Here is a 16,985-nt window from a genome sequence, read left to right on the forward strand (position 1 = left end):
AGTTTTAGCTATCTGTTTACTTGAACTCCAGCACGGCCACGATGGGATAGTGGTCCGAAATGTAGGGAACCTTCTCGTAACGCTGGTCGATAGTGGCGAAGCGCAGGGGCGTGAATCCCGAACTCGAACTGAAGATGTGGTCAATGCGCGGATAGTTGGTCGTACCTCCGAAATTGTTGAACGACGCCTTGTTGTCGGAAACGGGAGCGTTCGTGCGCGCGTCGAGCATGAATTTCTTCACACCGTCGAAGATCGGGCTGTCCAGCATCTTGTTAAAGTCGGCGGTCAGCAGCGTCGGGTAGTTGCTCGGATTGAGCGACTTCATCTTGGCCTCGATCAACTCCATCGACTTCTGGGCCGCCACCTGACCGACGTGGTCGATGTGGGTATTGACGTAGAAGAACTTACGACCCGACTTGTAGTGGGTGAACAAGGCCCAAGTCGCCGTGCGGTAAGTCGAGGCATCCCAGCCTACGGACGGCGTGTCGGGTGTCTCGGAGAGCCAGAAGGTCCCCCATTTTTCGAGTTTCACGGCATCGCCGAGGTAGTAGATGGCCATAAACTCGCCGGCATTCTTACCGTCGGTACGGCCCACGCCGACGCTCTTGTAACCCGCACAGTTCTCGTCCATGTAGGTCTTCTGGTCGAGGCGCGCTTCCTGTACGCCGAGCACCGTCGGCTGCTGGTCGGCGAACATCGCCGGAACGGCCTTCTTGCGGTTGTCCCAACTGTTCGCGCCGTCGTCTCCCGCGCTGTAACGGACATTGAACGACATGACCTTCAACTGGTTGTCCTCAAGGCCGGGATTGATCGGCTCCTCCGGCCCGTCGCCGGGCTGAGGCTTATAGAACTCCGAGTAATCGGGCTTCGGATCGCTGCACCCGGCGGCGAAAACGAAGGCGAAACTCAGCGAAAACGTCAGTAAATAACGGAATATCTTCATGGTCTGGCTTTTTATTTATTCGTTGTTCCACTCGGGATTCTGCGAGATCGTATAACCGGCATTTCGGTAATCCCGGATCACCTTGGCGGGAATCGGATAGAGGTACTGGCGGCCGTCGGGATACCAGTAACGGTCGCCCGCACCGGTCTTGTAGACCAGGTCGCAGCCTCCTGCGGCATTCGGCTCGGCATAGAGGCCCACGTTGTCCTGGTTGACGCGGATGGCGATATTCTTATAGGACGCGGGGGCCGACGCGACCTCACCTTCGGTGAAATAATAGTCGTTCACCCCGTCGCCGTTGACATCGACGGGCTGTTCCAGCCCGGGGATGTGGATGCCCGTCCACGGCAGGGTTTCCATCAGCGAACCGCATTTCCAGCGGCGCAGGTCGTCGAAGCGCATGCCCTCGGCAACGAGTTCGATGGCCCGTTCGCGGCGGATTTCGAGCAGCACGGGATCGGTCACGTCGGGATAGAACGTACTTTGCAGATAGCTGTCGACAGCCGTAGGCAGCGACTCCGTGCCGCCCGTGATGCCGGCGCGCTTACGCAGCGCACCGATCGTAAACGCCCATTCGGCATCGGTCAGCACACCCAGTTCGGCCTGCGCCTCGGCATAGTTCAAAAGCACCTCGGCATAGCGGATCAGCGGAATGCTGTTGATGTTCTTCGCACCGCCGTCGTACTTCGACTCGTCGAGCGTGTACTTGATCACCTGGTAACCCGTGAGCGAAAGGTTTTTGATGTCGGCGACGGCGGCCTTGCCGTCCCACAGGAAACTGCGCCCGCGGACGGTCTGTTCGAGGCGCAGGTCGCGCCCCTCCATCTCCTCGGCAAAGGACTTGGCCCCGTAGCCGGGCACGGCGGTGAAAGGCGTGCCGTCCTGTTTGAGGTAGGTATGGACGAACGAGCGTACAAGGCTCCAGCAGAGCCCGTAGGAGCGGGCGTTGAACCACCAGTTCTGCTCGCCGAAGATGCCCGACTTCTCGTTGGCGCAGACGGCGAGGATCACCTCCTGCGTCAGCGGCGTTTCGCTGTAAAACAGGTCGCGGTAGGCGCCCTTCTTCCCGGCGGCGGTATTGAGCGAGCACCCGCTGTTGTCGATCACCAGTTTTGCGGCTTTGGCGGCCTCCCGATACAACTCCTCGGGAGTCATTTCGAGCCCCGTGAGGTTGTGGTAACGGCGGTAAGCCGCTTCGAAGAGGCAGACGCGCGACTTGAGCGCTGCGGCGGCCCAGCGGGTGAGCGTCGAACTTCCGGTCGACGAGGTGGCCTGGATGTGCTCGTAGGCGAAATCGAGGTCGGCGATCAGGTTGCGGATGATCACGTCGCGGCTGTCGCGCTCCTTGTACATCACGTCGTTCTGGTAGGACTGGATGTCGTTGGGGAACCAGGGCACTTCGCCGTAGGTGGTCAGTTTGTCGTAGTAGAACCACGCGCGGAACCAGCGGGCGATGCCGAGGTAGTTGTCGCGCGTCTCGGCGTCGACGGTGCAGTATTTCGGATCGTTGCAGCCGTCGATGAAATAATTCACGTTCTTGAGCGTCCCCCAGCTCCAACTGGTCGCAGTCTCGGTGTTGTAGGCTCCCTGCTTGATGAAGGTGTCGGTATTGCTGACAGCCCCTACATCGCACATTTTGTCCTGCATAAAACCGTTCTTGAGCGTCGGCAGGGCTTTGTAGAAGGAGTTGGAATAGAGTTCGAGGCCCGATTTCGATCCGAAGATCATCGACTTGTCGGCCTTCACCTGCACGTTCTCCGTCAGGTCGCACGAAGTGGCGAACGCAACGCAGCCCACGAGCAGACTCCATATATAGGTTGATCTTTTCATAGCACGAAACAGTTTAATAGGTGATCGAGATGCCGAAGCTGAAGCTGCGCATCACGGGATAGTTATGTCCGTCGCCCTTGTTGTCGGAGGAAGAGGTCTGGAGGTCGGTGTCGGACTTCTTGTTGGCCACCGTCACGTCGAAGTCCTTCGTATAGCGGTAGAGCGGCGACCAGCTCCAGAGGTTCTCGCCCGAGAAGTAGACCGAGACCTTCGAAAGGCCGATCTTCGAGATCCACCGTTTGGGCAGTTCGTAGCCGAACTGGAAGTTCTTCAGGCGGATATACGACACGTCCTGCAGGTAGCGCGTGTTGATGTTGGCCGTACCGGCGTTCATCGGGCCGTAGTAGCCCACGTAACGCGGCAGGTAGGCGTTCGGGCGCTCTGCGGTCCAGTAGTTTTGCAGATGCCACGTCGGAACCTGGTTGTAGGGACGGTTGTACATGCCCCAGAAAAGACTCTCGTCGCTGGGGAACCACTGCTGCTTGCCCACGCCGTCGAACAGCGCCGAAAGGAAGAACCCGTTCCAGGAAGCATTCAGCGAGATCGTATAGAGATAGCGCGGATCGGAGTTGCCGATGATCTTCCGGTCACCCGGGTCGTCGACCGTATCGCTGCCGCGGTCGATGGCGTCGTTACCGTTCAAATCCTCGAAACGCATGTCGCCCGGATAGGTGATATACTTCTCGGAGGTCTGCATGATGCTGTTCGTGTAGCCCTTGCCGCCGAATGCCGCGTCGATCTCGGCCTGGTTCTGGAACAGCCCGTTGCAGACGAAGCCCCAGATTTCGCCGACGCGCATACCTTCGTAATACTGGTAGGCGCCGGTTCCCAGCTTGCGGGCCGCGTTGTTGTATTTGTCGATGACGGAATAATAGTCGGCCAGCGTGGCTTTGATACCGAAATCGAAAGGCTTGCCCGCCAGCTTGAACGAATCGTTGTAGCTCAGCGAGATTTCATAGCCGTAGGTGCTCATGTCTGCGTAGTTGCCCTTGGGAGCCGAAGCGCCGAAGGTGTCGGGAAGCGTCGGGCCCACGGTGTACATGTCGACCGTCTTGCGAATGTAATAGTCGGCCGTGAGGTTGATGCGTCCGTTCAGGAAACCTGCGTCGAGGCCCACGTCGAAGGTCTTCGAGGTCTCCCAGCCGATGTTGTCGGGAATCTGCCCCGGAAGGCTCGTGTAACGCAGTTTGGCCTGCCCGAAGAGGTAGCGTGCGGCATCGCCCGAACCGGTTCCGAAGGTCGACAGGCCGAAGGTTTCGAGGTAGGTGTAGGGATCGACGTTGCTGTTGCCCAGCGCACCGTAGGAGGCGCGCAGCTTGAGGTTCGAAACGGCCTTGGGGCTTACGTCCCAGAACTTCTCCTGCGAAACGCGCCAGGCGGCCGACGCCGAGGGGAAGAAGCCCCACTGCGAATTGTTGGGAAACTTCGACGAGCCGTCGTAACGGCCGTTGACTTCCAGAAGATAGCGGTCGTCGTAGGCGTAATTGAGGCGGAAGAAAGCGCCCACGTAACGCCAACGGCTGCCGCCGCCGGTAATCGACATCACGTCGCCCAGGGCGAAGTTGATGTTGCCGGCATCGGGCATCAGCAGGCCGTTGCGCTCGGAATAGGTCGACTTGTAGTCCTGCTGCTCGTAGTTGTAGCCGGCCAATGCCTTGAAATAGTGCTTTTCAGCAAAAGTATCCTCGAACTCCGCATAGGCGTTGGTGGCGATGTAGGTCGTCAACTGCAACGATTCTTTCATCACGTCGTCGGTCTCGGGCGTACCGAGGTAGATGGTTTCACCCTCGTAAGCGCTGTAAGGAATAGCCGTGGTCTTCTTGGTCTCGGTGTAGTCCTTGGTACGGAACGAGAAGTCGCCCGTCAGGCGCAGGCGGTTCTGGAGCATCGTGACGTTGAACGTCGTCGTATTTTTCAGCGTCTTGGTCGTGCGGTCGAGCCAGTTGTTGCCCGTGACCAGGCCGCCGACGGCGTAAGCTCCCGACTTGGTGAGCGTACCGTCGGGGTTGAAGATCGGCGACGAGGGGTGTCCCTGGTCGTTGACCGAGCGCCACAGCACGCCGCCGCCCTCCTTCGAGTAGCCCATCGGCTGGCGGTACTTGTCGTGCGTATAATCGAAGTTGTTGGAGATTTTCAGCCACTTGAATACCTGCGAGGAGACCTTCGAACGGAGGTTCATCGTACGGTAGGTGTCGGGCGTGAAATTGAACAGGCCGTTGTAGTCGTAGAGACGCCCCGAAAGATAGTGGCTGATTTTGCCGTTCGAACCGCTGATCGAGACGTTATGCGTCTGGGCGATCACCGTATCCTTGTAGAGCGCGTCGTAGTAGTTCGTGTTACCGTAGTAAACGTATTTGCCGTCGGGATCGACGGTCGTTTCGAGTTTGTTGCCCGCGAGTTTGCGCTGGCGGAAGGTATCGAGCCACGCACGCGAAAAGTCCTGCGAGTTGTTGAAACCCGTCGGTTCGTTGAAACGGTAATTATACCACGCGTCGTAGAAGAGGCGCGAATAGACATAGCCGTCGTCCACGACATCGGGAACGGCCGTCGGCTGCTGGATAGCCACGTTGCCCGTGTAGTTGACGGTGAATTTGTCGGTGAGTTTACCCGGGTCCTTGGTGGTGATAAGCACAACGCCGTAAGGAGCGCGCGAGCCGTAGATGGCTGCCGAAGCGGCGTCTTTCAGGACCGACACCGACTCGATGTCGTTGGGGTTGAGCATCGCGGGGTCGCCCTCGACGCCGTCGATCAGGACCAGCGCCGATCCGCCTGCGCCGATCGAGGTTTTACCGCGGATGTTGTACGACGCCGAACGGTTGGGTTTACCGTCGGCCAACGAGATATTGAGGTTGGGAACAGCGCCCTGCAACAACTGCGTGACGTTGGCTACGGGGCGGTTTTCCAGGAGTTCCGAAGAGACCTGGTCGACGGCGCCCGTCAGGTTGGCCTTCTTCTGCGTGCCGTAGCCCACGACCACCACTTCGTCGACGAGCGTGGCATCCTCTTTCAGTTCCACCGCGACGAACGAGCGGTTGCCGACCGGGATTTCGGCGGCGGCGTAACCCAACGCCGAGACCTGCAGCACGGCATTGCCCGCCAGGTCGTCGAACGAAAACGAGCCGTCGGCTCCCGAACTCACACCGCGGGTCGTGCCCTTGACAATCACCGCAGCGCCGATCACAGGTTGCCCCGCGGCATCCTTGACGACGCCTTTAACGGGTTGCGACGAAGAGGCTTTCCGCTGCGGAGGGGAAAGATAAATCTTGCCGTCGCGAATTTCAATCTCGACCTTGTCGGCTGCCAACAGTTGTTTCAGGGCCGCCCGCACGTCGACATCCTCGACGGCGATGCTGACGACCTTGTCGGGATTGACCGTCGGACGCGCATAGTAGAACGTATAGCCCGTCTGCTCGGTAATCCGCCCGAATACCTGTTCGAGCTTGGCATTCCGGAAATTCAACGTCACTTTCTGCGCCCGGGCCGTCAAAGCGGTCCCGGCAACACAAAGCAGCATCAGAAATAGTAGTCTGATTCGTTTCATACAGATTAGTTTAGGTAGTTGTTTACTAAAAAGCCCGTTTGCGCGCTTTTCGTATAATAGACACGCAAACGGGAAAAAACGATGAGCCGGAACTCTTTTTTTTATCTGAAGCTAACCTTTATTTCGGATTTAGAGCGTTCGAAGCGTACCGGGGAGATCAGTTCCATTTCGCGCAATACGTTATCCAGCAGCGTATTGTCGGTCGTAAACGTATAGGATATGGGGCGATCGGGCTGTCCGTCTATTTCGAACCGCACGTCGTACCACCGCGACAGGATTTCGAGCACCTCTGCAAGGGGCGTATCGCGGAACGAGATCACGTCGTCTTTCCAAATCGAATAACGCATGGCGTCGGCGCCGCGGACGATCCGCCCCTCGCCCGAGCGACGGTCGTAAAGCAACTGTTCCGAAGGCGCCAGTTCGAAACGCCCGCCGTGACGGTTGTCGAGCACCACACGGCCCTCGTCGAGCGTTACGGCGACGATGTCGTCGCCGTGGTAGGCCTTGACATTGAACGATGTGCCGAGGACCTGTATTTCCCCGCCCTCGAACTCCACGACGAACGGCCGCCGGGAGTTGTGCTTCACCTCGAAATAGGCTTCGCCTTCGAGGCGGATGCGGCGTTCGAACAACCCGAACTTCACGGGATAGTGGATTTTCGACTCGGAATTGAGGTAGGCGACCGTGCCGTCCTGGAACAGGCACTGTGTACGCCGGCCCCGGTCGACGACGAATTCGCTGTACTCCGCGCCCGAGAAGATGCCCCCTACCTGCCGGTCGAGGCGCAAGGCAACGGCCAGGATCAGCGCGACGGGAATCACAACGGCGGCAACCCGGAAAAGGATGCGCCGGCGGCGGCCGCGCGTGAGGGCCAATTTGATCCGTGCGAAGATGCGGTCCGAAGCGACCTCGGCCTGTTCGTAATCGCCGCACTCCTCCTGCCGGTCGAAGTCGCGGCCGATGTAGCGGCTGGCCCACGCCTGGCCCGAATCGGTGGCGAGCCATTCGGCAACCAAAGCAGCCTCCGCAGGGGTAGCGCTGTTTTCGAGCGTCTTATGCAATAGTTCTTCCGAAGGTCTGTTCATAAAAATAGGGTTTGCAAAGTAACGATTAACAGGATAATATGGCCGAGCCGGCTTTTCAGGAGTTTGACACCCTCCTGGTAGTGCGAACGGACGGTGTTGACCGAGAGGTTGAGCATCTCGGCAATTTCGGGATTCGAATAGCCCGCCTTGCGCAGGTACATAACCTGCCGCTTCTGGGTCGGGAGTCCGGCGATCACCGTATCGAGCACCTCCGAAAGATTTTCGCGTTCGATCTGCGCATCGAGCGGATCGGAAGCTACGGGTATAAGCTGCGCCAGGCGGTAGCTGTGCACCAGTTCGGTATTGCGGCTGCGCAGGTAATTGAGAATGTAGTTGCGGGTCATCGTGTAGAGGTAGTTCCTCAGGCTGAGCATCACGGTCATGTCCTGCCGCCCGGTCCACAGTTTCACGAAAACGTGCTGTACGGCATTCTCCGCGGCGGAGTTATCCTTCAGCATCTTCAGGGCCACGGCGTAGAGTATCCGGTGGTACTTCACGTAGACCTCCCGGAAAGCCTCTTCGCTTCCCTGTTTGATCTGTCGGAACAGCTCCTGATCCTGGTTTTCCGGGATGAAATTTTCAGTCATAATTATGGCATAGACAGCACAGGCCAAGTGCAGCGGCAGGTATCGGAACGCGGAGAGCCGCCGGTCCAGGCAAAAGGTTATCTTTTCGGCAAAGATAACATTAATTTCAATTTTACAACTTTCGGCCCATAAAACAAAAAGGCCGCAACCCGGAAGTTGCGGCCTTTTCAGCCTATGGTCAGCGGATTCCGTATTTCTGGAAAATTTTACGGAGCTGCGGTTCGAGGTGGCGCGTCATGTACATGAAACCCTGGTCGGAAGGGTGCGAACCGTCGACCGTTCCGAGATGATCGGAGCCGATCATCCCCTCGGAGTCGATGAAGTAGATGTTCTTGTCGGTCTTCATCAGCCGCCGGATGCCGGCTTCAGCCGCAGCACGCTTGTCCTCTTCGAACTTCCGGGCCCGGAGATTGAAATTCCCGGTCTCGCGGACCTCGGTCTGGATAAAGATCAGCGGTGTGGCGGGATGCGCCTTGCGGACGGTCGCTACGAACGAGTCGAGCCGTTCGTCGATCTCCTTGGCGCTCGGGTTGGAGAAAGCGTCGAAAACGAAGGCATCGGCCTCCATTTCGGCCAGCATCCGCGCAAACTCGGGTTGCAGCTTACACTGCCCGCTGTAACCGAGGTTCAGGAAATCGAGCCCCATTTCGCGGGCCAGCCGCGCTGTCCAGGTCATGCCGGGGCGGCCGGCCGAAGCTCCGTGGGTAATGCTCGACCCGAGCACCACGATCCGGTGGCGGAATGGGTTGGGAACAGCCTCGATGCGGCTGCCTTCGTCGACTCCCACCTCCAGCGACAACACCTCGTCCCACAGGGGCAGGTACAGCAGGCAGGTTTTCTCGCCCTCGTCCATATATTCGACCAGCGCACTGTCGTGATTGTCTCCCTTGGGCCATCCGAAACCGGCGTAGACCCACTCCCCGCCGCGCTCGATGTAGAGGTCGAGGCCCTTGCGGGCAATGGCGGTCATGTTGTGGCCCAGTCCGTAGCCGCCGGTTTTCCATCGGGCCCGGATGTTTTTGCTGTCGGTTTTAAAGACGACGGCCAGCCCCGTAGAGAAGGCCGAATAATTCTTTACGGGCTGCCACAACTCGTAGCGTGCGGTATCGACCCGCTGGTAGAGTTTGGGCGTAGGCATGGTCTTGCCGATAACGGTCAGCGTCGAAGCGTCGACATAACGGATCGGAGCCTTCGCCTGCGCGCTGGCGATATTCGACGCCAGCAACAGCGACAGCAGCGCGAGACTGCGGAAAATCTTCGGAAAGTTCATCATTTATGCGAGTTTGGTTGTATCGAAATTATCGGCCGACGGCCGGATTCACAGTTTGTAGAGTGCATAGACGGGATTGTGGTCCGAAAGGAACGGCACGCCGTAGCGTTCGGAGTCGGTAAGGGTACGGTAAGCCAGCACACGGGCGTTACGGCCGAAGATGAAATCGATCCACAGCGAACGTTTGCCGAAGTCGTTGAACGTCGGCAGTTCGTCGGTCACCGGAGCCGCATGGCGCGCCGACTGCATCCACGCTTTCAGCGGGTCGAGCAAGGCATTGTCGTAGGTCGTATTCAGGTCGCCCGAAAGGAAAACGGCGGCCTTTTCCCCGGCAATCTCCTTCATCCGGGCAACCACCATCCGCGCCGATTCGACGCGGGCCTGCTTGCCGACGTGGTCGAAATGGGTGTCGAAATAGAAAAACTCCTTCCCGGTTTTCCGGTCTTTGAGCCGCACCCATACCGTGACGCGGCGGCACATGGCGTCCCAGCCCCGCGACGGGCATTCGGGTGTGGGGCTGATCCAGAAAAATCCGCTGTCGACGAGAACGTATTTCGAACGGCGGTACATGATCATCAGATGCTCGCCGCCGTCGGGTTTCTTTTCGATGTCGGTCGCGGCGTCACGCCCCATGTCGACCTCGGCGTATTCGGGAAGGTTGACCTTCAGGTAGTCGATCTGGGGCCGGTGCGGCTCCTGAAACCCGACGACATCGGGCGACTCCGCACGGATCATCTCCAGGCAGGCAGCGCGGCGCGCAATCCAGCCGTTGTCGCCGTCGGCGCCGGGCTTGTAGTAACGGATATTGAACGACATCAGTTTCAGGTCGGCTTTCGCCGCAGCGGCGGCCAGCGCCTTGTCGTCCTGCGCCCGCAGGGGCATCGCCAGCCCCAGCAGCGCGATAAAAAGCAGTAACTGTTTCATGATGAGCAAAGATAATCGAAAAAAAGCGAAAATGTGCAAACTCCTTTCTGCTTTTTTTACACAGCCAACGAACCGCCGTTTGTTGCAACGCATCGTAAACCAGGCCGGTACACGGCCCTGCACCCGGGCCTGTCTTCGAGAAAAGCTGTCGGCAGCAGCACCGGAACTTGCGGGCGGCAACCGGAGACGCAAACGTTTTTTTCCGCAGAAAAGACTCTGATTGTCCCGAAAAATTGCTACCTTTGTGAAAAATAAACCCGATTTATACTATGGAATTCGAAGGAACAGTTTTCAAAATACTGCCCGTGACGAAAGGAACGTCGGCACGCGGTGAGTGGCAGCGTCAGGACGTGGTTTTCGAAATGAACGAAGGTTCGTTCGCGCGTAAAATCTGCGTTACATTCTTCAACAAACCCGAAGACGTGGCCCGCCTGCAGGAAGGTTCGACCTACAACGTCTCGGTGAACGTCGAGTCGCGCGAATACAACGGCCGCTGGTACACCGACATCCGCGCATGGCGTCTGCAACCCAAGCAGGAGACCGCAGGGGCCGCCCCGATGCCCGACATGCCGCCCATCGCCGAGGAACCGTCCTATGCGTCGTCGCCGGCGCAGGTCGACGACCTGCCGTTCTAAATACGGAGGGGAGGGGCTGAAAGAAGGCTGCCCAAAACACGGAATCCGGGTTCGGCAAGAATCCGCCCGCCTGAAATTCAAAAACTCCGGTCCCTGAGGACCGGAGTTTTTCATATACCTTATTATAAAAAAATCCGGATGCGCACACGGCACATCCGGATTCGATTTATTCCCGGGAATTATTTTGCGGGAGCAACTTCGGGAGTCTCGGCCGTTGCGGTCGAATCTGCCGGAGCGGGCTCTTCGTAAGGAGTAACGTCGACCAGTTCGACTTCGAACTCCAAAGCCTCGTTGGGACCGATGTCACGGCCTGCGCCGCGTGCACCGTAAGCCAGGTCGGCGGGAATCCAGAGCGTGATCGTACCGCCCTTGCCTACCAGTTGCAGACCCTCGGTCCATCCCGGAATCACACGGTTGAGCGGGAACTCGACGGGTTCGTCCTTGTCGAAATCGTCGGGACGCTGCTTCTTGAGCATCTCCTGCTGCTCCTTCGAGCGGTTGGCGAACTTCGAGGTATCGAATACCTTACCGTCGCGGGTGCGGCCCGTATAGTGAACCTTCACCACGTCGCGCGGATCCTTCGGCATCACCGAAGCGTCGCCGGCCTTGGTAACCTTATAAAGCAGGCCCGACTCGGTCTTCTTCACGCCCGATTTCTTCTCCATTTTCTCCATCCACGCCTTCGAAGCCTCGGCATTCTCGGCCGGACGCTTTACCATGAAATAGTACTGCAGGTACTGGTTTACCTCGTCCTCGTTCATCTTGGCATTGTTGTCGCGCACGTTCTGCATAGCCTCGCCGATCCAAACCAGTTGGATAGGCATGCCGCTCTGTGCGATGTTGTAACCGATGTCGTTACCGAAAGCATAGGAAATTTCGGCACGCTCCTCTTCGCTCTCGAACATTTCGGGATCGGCTGCGGGATACTCCACCTTGGTCGAGTCGCCGCCGGCCAGGCGTATGCTGTCAGCCTGGGCACGCTTCTGCGCGATAGCCTGGGCACGCTCGCCGCGCTTCGACATGAAATACTCGCGCAGCATATCGAGCGATTTGTCGTGTTCCTGGGTAGCCTTGCCCAGGGCTCCTTCCTGAACACCCTTGTCAACGGCCTTGAAGTCGAACGGAATGTCCTTCATTTCGTAGCTCAAGCCGTAGCCGATGTTAGCTCCGAGCGAATACGACAACGAGTCGAATTCGGACAGGCTGCCCATCTGTACCCCGCCTTTGTTTCCTCCGCAGGAGGCGAGCATTGCAGCACCCGCAAGCGCCGCCGCAAAAAAGATTTTTTTCATTGTTGTTTTTACTATGTTTTGATGTTTGGCTTTTATCGCAATTCGTATGCGCAAAGATAGTGCAAGCCGGGCGCAGAGGTGAATTTATTCGACTCTGCCGGGGCGCCGCCTATCTAAGCGGGGGTTTATTCCACGCAAAGATATAAATTTTTTGTTAACGAAATGATTCTTAGCAACTATATTTTAAAGAGCCCCAAGCGGCGACAAACACGAATGCCGCCACGGCCCGGCGGTTTTTCCGGGTTAGCGCCGCCGCGACCGGATTGCATATTTGTCGAGGTCGACGAGTTCGATCTCGTAATAGAGCGTCGCATTGGGAGCAATGCCCAACTCCTTGTCGCCTTCGGCGCCGTAGGCTGCCGAAGAAGGCATCCAGGCGTTGATCTTGCCGCCCTTGCCGATGAGCTTGACGCTCTCCTGCACGCCGCGCCGCAGGTCGCGGACCAGCGAACGCACCGTATCGCCCCGCTCGTAGGAAGAGGCGATCTCGTCGCCCGCCGCCGTGCGGATCACCCACCGCAGAGCCACGCTGTCGCGCTCGGAGACGGGAATCTGGTCCTGGTCGCCCACCGCTGTTACCGTATAAGTCACGCCCGACGAAGTGCGGGCATAAGAGCGGTTCGACTTGGCGATGTCCGCCAGGAACTGCTCTTCGTAATTGCGCGCCTTCTCGGGAAGGGCGTAATTCACATAGCTCAGGTAGAACGTCTCGGCATCAGCCGCCGTGAGTTTGGGATTTTCGCGAAAAACGTCGCGGATACCTTCGCAGACAGCGTTCACATTGATCGTCGAATCCATTTTCAGCAGGTTCATGCCCACATTCATGCCGAGGACGTAAGCCACCGAATCGGTATCGCTCTTGAGTTTCACACCGCCTCCGCCCGAATTTTTCGAGCAGGCTCCGGCCAGCAGCAACACGAGGGCCGGAAGGATCGGGAAGGTCTTTTTCATAGTTATCAAACTCCTTTTTTTACAAAAATAGTGCAATCTGCGGCAATTTATACTATTTAATCCGGCGTTTGCGTCCGGAGAAGGCCAGGATCAGCATGCAGCCCAGAACGGCGGCCGCCGTCGAACCCATCAGGATCGCGATCTTGCCGCGGTCGACCAGGTCGGGATCGGTATAGGCCAGCGAATCGACGAACAGCGACATCGTGAAACCGATACCGCCCAGGCAGGCTACGGCCAGCAGCATGCGCCACGTCGCCCCCTCGGGCAGCTCCGCAAGTCCGGTCTTCACGGCGCCCCAACTGGCGAGAAAGATACCCAGCGGCTTACCGATGACCAGTCCGAAGAACACGCCCATACCGACCGAACCGATCTCGGGCGAATAATGGAAAATATTGAGGTATTCGAGCGACGAAATCTCGACGCCGGCATTCGCCAGTGCGAAGACGGGCATGATCAGGAACGTGACGTAGGGCGCAAGGCCGTGCTCCAGGCGGTAGCTCATGCCGACCGAATTGGACGAAAGGTCGTGCATGCGGCGCAGGTAGAAGCGCTGCTCTTCGTTGGGGAAATCCTCATGGGAGGCGGCCCGGAGCATCAGCGCATTGAGCCAGCGCATCTTATGGGCGAAATACTCCTTGCTGTAACGCGGCTCCATCGGGATCAGCAGGGCCATCGCCACACCCGAAATGGTCGAGTGAACGCCCGAGTAGTAGAACAGCCCCCAGACCACAAAGGCCGGGACCAGGTAGGAGAACATGCGTTTCTCGCCCATCTGCTTCATGAAGTAAACCCCGAGCATGATGACCAGCGCCACCAGCAGACAGCCGATCTGCACCTTGCCGCCATAGAACAGCGCGATGACCAGGATAGCCCCGAGATCGTCGGCAATAGCCAATGCCGTAAGGAAGATTTTGAGCGATACGGGAACACGCTCGCCCAGCATCGAAAGGATGCCGATGGCAAAGGCAATGTCCGTAGCGGTGGGAATACCCCAACCGTTGGCGGCCATCGTTCCGTGGTTGAAAGCCGTGAAGAAGATCGCGGGGACGAGCATGCCGCCCGCAGCGGCCAGCACCGGGAGAATGGCCCGCCGGGTGGACGAAAGCTGCCCGCAGACAATTTCGCGTTTGATTTCGAGCCCCACGGCGAAAAAGAAAATCACCATCAGGCCGTCGTTGATGAACTTCTCGACGGTCATTCCCCGCGGGAAGATCCAGTCGATCACTCCGTCGGGCGAGCGGACCATCAGCGAAAGGTCGGTTTCGAGCAGGTGGTGGTAGTAGAGTTTGGTCGCTGGCAGGTTGGCCAGCAACATGGCGGCGATGACGCACACCAGCAGCACGACGCCTCCGGCCCAGGGAGCTTCCAGGAAACTACGGCCGCGAAGCCCCATCATGTGTCGCTGGCGAACCCAGCGGTACATTGAAAACAGTCGCATTTATCGTTCGTTGTTTTTGGCGGCCGACCTGAGCGTCTGCCCGCAGAGCTTCCACAGCATGCGGGCGCCCGTAATGGCGTCGATTCGTTCGTCGGCTACGGGACACACCTCCACCACGTCGAAGCCGATGATGCGGCGTCCCGAGCGAACCAGCGTGTCGAGCAGGTAGACGGCCTGGTTGAATGTAAGTCCGCCCGAAACCGGCGTACCGGTATGGGGGCAGTTTTCGAAGGTGAGTCCGTCGATGTCGAAACTCACGTAAACCTCCTGCGGCAGCACGTCGACGATGCGGCGGCACTGCGCGTCCCACGTCTCGCCGCGAAAAGCGGCGGCAGCGAGCGAAAGGTCGTCGAAGGAGGCGATGCGTTCCGACGAGGCCGCCAGCGCAGCCTCCGTCTCACTGAAGTCGCGCACGGCGACCTGGGCGATCTTCACGACCTGCGGCACGTCGCGCAGGACGTTGAACATGATCGAAGCATGGGAAAACTCGAATCCCTCGTACGCGTCGCGCAAATCGCAGTGGGCATCGACATGCAGGATGCCGAACTCCGCGTGCCGCGCGCCCAGCGCCCGGATCAACCCGTAGGGGGTCGAATGGTCGCCGCCGACGAGCCCCACCGTCTTGCCGGCGTCGAGCCAGCGTGAAGCCTGCGCCTCGATGTTGGCGTTCATCGCCATACATCCCTCGTTGACGCGGCGGACCTTGCGCACGACATAGTCGTCCTCGAGGCAACCGCCCCCTTCGAGGTGGTCGATCACCCGCGTAGCGTCGGCCCGCAGGCGCTGCGAAGATTCCTGCAGCGAATAGTCCACGTCGGCCGTGGCGATACCGCGGCGCCAGGCGCCGGGAGCCAGCGGATCGTGGAAATCCAACTGTGTCGAAGCTTCGATAATGGCATCGGGCGCATAGGCCGCTCCCGCTCCGTAAGAGACCGTTACGTCCCACGGCGCCGAAATCAGCACCAGTTCCGCCGTTTCGGGATCGAACGGAAGCCCGAAATAGGTCCCGTTGTCCACACCGACACCATCCGGATCGAAGGGTTTCTGTTCCATAACGTTCATCATTCTTTTGCCGTTTTCGCCGTCAGCCCGGGACCATGCAGGCCCGGACTTTGCATTCACCCGGCGAAAACGTTCCGTTTTGAACGGCAAAGGTACGAAAATTTTAATTTTTACCTATCTTTGTTCACCCGAATGACGAGAAACGGAGATAAATACACCAAATTATGAAAATCATTGCCGACAGCGCCATACCCTTTCTGCGGGGTGTCCTGGAGCCGTTCGCCGAGGTGGAATACCTCCCCGGGACGGCAATTTCGGCCGCCGACGCACACGACGCCGACGCGCTGGTGATACGCACCCGCACCCGGTGCGACGAAGCGCTCCTGGCGGGTTCGCGCGTACGAATGATCGCCACGGCGACCATCGGGTTCGACCACATCGACCGGGCCTGGTGCGCGGAGCACGGAATCGAGGTCACCACGGCCGCCGGCTGCAACGCCCGGGGCGTCCTGCAATGGGTCGGCGCGGCACTCGCTCACCTCGCACGCACACAGGGCTGGGAGCCTGCCGAACGGACGTTGGGCATCGTGGGCGTGGGACACGTCGGATCGCTCGTCAGGGAGTACGCCGAGGCGTGGGGATTCCGCGTCATTTGCTGCGACCCGCCGCGTGAAGAGCGGGAACACTGCGGGTTCAGGCCCCTGGAAGAGGTAGCCGGCGAAGCCGACATCCTCACCTTCCACACACCGCTCGACGACACGACGCGGCATATGGCCGGCCGGCAACTGTTCGCCCTAATGAAACCCGGCGCCGTCGTGATCAACACTTCGCGCGGGGAGGTGGTCGACGGCGACGCCCTGCTGGCGAGCGGACTCGACTGCGCGCTCGATGTCTGGGAGCACGAACCGCACCTCGACCCGGCCCTGCTGGCCCATGCGCTGCTGGCCACGCCCCACATTGCAGGCTATTCCGAACAGGGCAAAGCCAACGCCACGGCTATGTCGGTCGCCTCGCTGGCCCGCCGTTTCGGGTTCCCGCTCGAAGGATGGTATCCGCCCGAAGCCGCCCCGGCGACCCCGCGGCCGATCGGTTGGCAGGAGTTATGCGCAACTATCGGAAAGGCCTACGACATCGGAGCCGAAAGCCGCCGCCTGAAGGAGCGGCCGGGCGATTTCGAGTCCATGCGCGACCATTATGCCTACCGCCGCGAATATTTTTAGCGGATTCACTCTTTTTTAATTACCTTTGCCCGCGATAAATAGCGGCTCAGACAGGCAGCATCCCGGTCCCGTGAAATAAATTCGGCTCCGCGCCCGGCTTGCACGATCTTTGGCTTCGCCTCAGACAGACGGCGGCTCGGCAAAAGCAAATAAATTTGGCTCCGCCGCCGGATTGCACTATCTTTGGCTTCGCCTTAGATAGGCGGCGGCTCGGCAAAAGCAAATAAATTTGCTTCTGCACTCGCCTTGCACTATCTTTGCGGCAAT

At 59.0% G+C, this 16,985-nt stretch carries 14 protein-coding genes; 3 read left to right on the plus strand and 11 right to left on the minus strand.

What is annotated here, in order from left to right; all coding sequences use genetic code 11:
• Window positions 1–16: 16 nt before the first annotated feature.
• The 7 genes from KG007_RS13015 to KG007_RS13045 all read right to left on the minus strand — a co-directional run bounded on the left by KG007_RS13015 (window position 17) and on the right by KG007_RS13045 (window position 10,180).
• Window positions 17–943, minus strand: coding sequence for an endonuclease/exonuclease/phosphatase family protein (locus tag KG007_RS13015; RefSeq protein ID WP_213349465.1), 927 nt, complete (start codon window positions 941–943; stop codon window positions 17–19).
• 15 nt (window positions 944–958) lie between these two features.
• Window positions 959–2,773, minus strand: coding sequence for a RagB/SusD family nutrient uptake outer membrane protein (locus KG007_RS13020; protein ID WP_195461567.1), 1,815 nt, complete (start codon window positions 2,771–2,773; stop codon window positions 959–961).
• A 13-nt stretch (window positions 2,774–2,786) separates the two neighbouring features.
• A complete protein-coding gene (locus tag KG007_RS13025; protein ID WP_213349468.1) occupies window positions 2,787–6,314 on the minus strand; it encodes a TonB-dependent receptor in 3,528 nt (1,175 codons plus the stop codon).
• A 101-nt stretch (window positions 6,315–6,415) separates the two neighbouring features.
• Window positions 6,416–7,399, minus strand: coding sequence for a FecR family protein (locus KG007_RS13030; RefSeq protein WP_213349469.1), 984 nt, complete (start codon window positions 7,397–7,399; stop codon window positions 6,416–6,418).
• A complete protein-coding gene (locus tag KG007_RS13035; protein ID WP_195461564.1) occupies window positions 7,396–7,986 on the minus strand; it encodes an RNA polymerase sigma factor in 591 nt (196 codons plus the stop codon). Before KG007_RS13035 ends, KG007_RS13030 begins: the two co-directional genes overlap by 4 nt.
• A 178-nt stretch (window positions 7,987–8,164) precedes the next feature.
• Complete coding sequence (locus KG007_RS13040; RefSeq protein ID WP_213349472.1) at window positions 8,165–9,259, minus strand: SGNH/GDSL hydrolase family protein; 1,095 nt, start codon at window positions 9,257–9,259, stop codon at window positions 8,165–8,167.
• Window positions 9,260–9,304: 45 nt separating this feature from the next.
• The gene (locus KG007_RS13045) at window positions 9,305–10,180 is read right to left on the minus strand and encodes an endonuclease/exonuclease/phosphatase family protein (RefSeq protein WP_249413363.1); all 876 of its coding nucleotides are present in this window, start codon (window positions 10,178–10,180) and stop codon (window positions 9,305–9,307) included.
• Between KG007_RS13045 and KG007_RS13050 the strand changes: the two genes are divergently transcribed.
• Together KG007_RS13050 and KG007_RS13055 are read left to right on the plus strand one after the other, a co-directional pair.
• On the plus strand, window positions 10,179–10,400 hold the full coding sequence (locus KG007_RS13050) for a hypothetical protein (RefSeq protein ID WP_195461562.1): 222 nt from the start codon (window positions 10,179–10,181) through the stop codon (window positions 10,398–10,400). The genes KG007_RS13045 and KG007_RS13050 overlap by 2 nt on opposite strands.
• Window positions 10,401–10,449: 49 nt before the next feature.
• Window positions 10,450–10,815, plus strand: coding sequence for a DUF3127 domain-containing protein (locus KG007_RS13055; RefSeq protein WP_195461561.1), 366 nt, complete (start codon window positions 10,450–10,452; stop codon window positions 10,813–10,815).
• Between the two features lie 179 nt (window positions 10,816–10,994).
• On the opposite strand, the gene KG007_RS13060 is transcribed toward KG007_RS13055, so the two are convergent.
• From KG007_RS13060 to KG007_RS13075, 4 genes are all read right to left on the minus strand, one after another.
• Entirely contained in the window at window positions 10,995–12,107 is a 1,113-nt protein-coding gene (locus KG007_RS13060) for an FKBP-type peptidyl-prolyl cis-trans isomerase (RefSeq protein WP_213349474.1), read from the minus strand.
• A 243-nt stretch (window positions 12,108–12,350) separates the two neighbouring features.
• On the minus strand, window positions 12,351–13,058 hold the full coding sequence (locus KG007_RS13065; RefSeq protein ID WP_213349477.1) for an FKBP-type peptidyl-prolyl cis-trans isomerase N-terminal domain-containing protein: 708 nt from the start codon (window positions 13,056–13,058) through the stop codon (window positions 12,351–12,353).
• A gap of 52 nt (window positions 13,059–13,110) precedes the next feature.
• The gene (gene nhaA / locus KG007_RS13070) at window positions 13,111–14,496 is read right to left on the minus strand and encodes a Na+/H+ antiporter NhaA (protein ID WP_249413364.1); all 1,386 of its coding nucleotides are present in this window, start codon (window positions 14,494–14,496) and stop codon (window positions 13,111–13,113) included.
• A complete protein-coding gene (locus tag KG007_RS13075; protein ID WP_195461576.1) occupies window positions 14,497–15,549 on the minus strand; it encodes an agmatinase family protein in 1,053 nt (350 codons plus the stop codon).
• Window positions 15,550–15,722: 173 nt separating this feature from the next.
• On the opposite strand from KG007_RS13075, the gene KG007_RS13080 reads away from it, so the two are divergent.
• Window positions 15,723–16,718 carry a 4-phosphoerythronate dehydrogenase gene (locus tag KG007_RS13080; protein ID WP_213349479.1) on the plus strand — a complete coding sequence of 332 codons (996 nt, stop codon included), beginning with the start codon at window positions 15,723–15,725 and terminating at the stop codon, window positions 16,716–16,718.
• Window positions 16,719–16,985 lie beyond the last annotated feature (267 nt).

This window comes from Alistipes montrealensis, from assembly GCF_018362775.1.
GTDB lineage: Bacteria > Bacteroidota > Bacteroidia > Bacteroidales > Rikenellaceae > Alistipes > Alistipes montrealensis.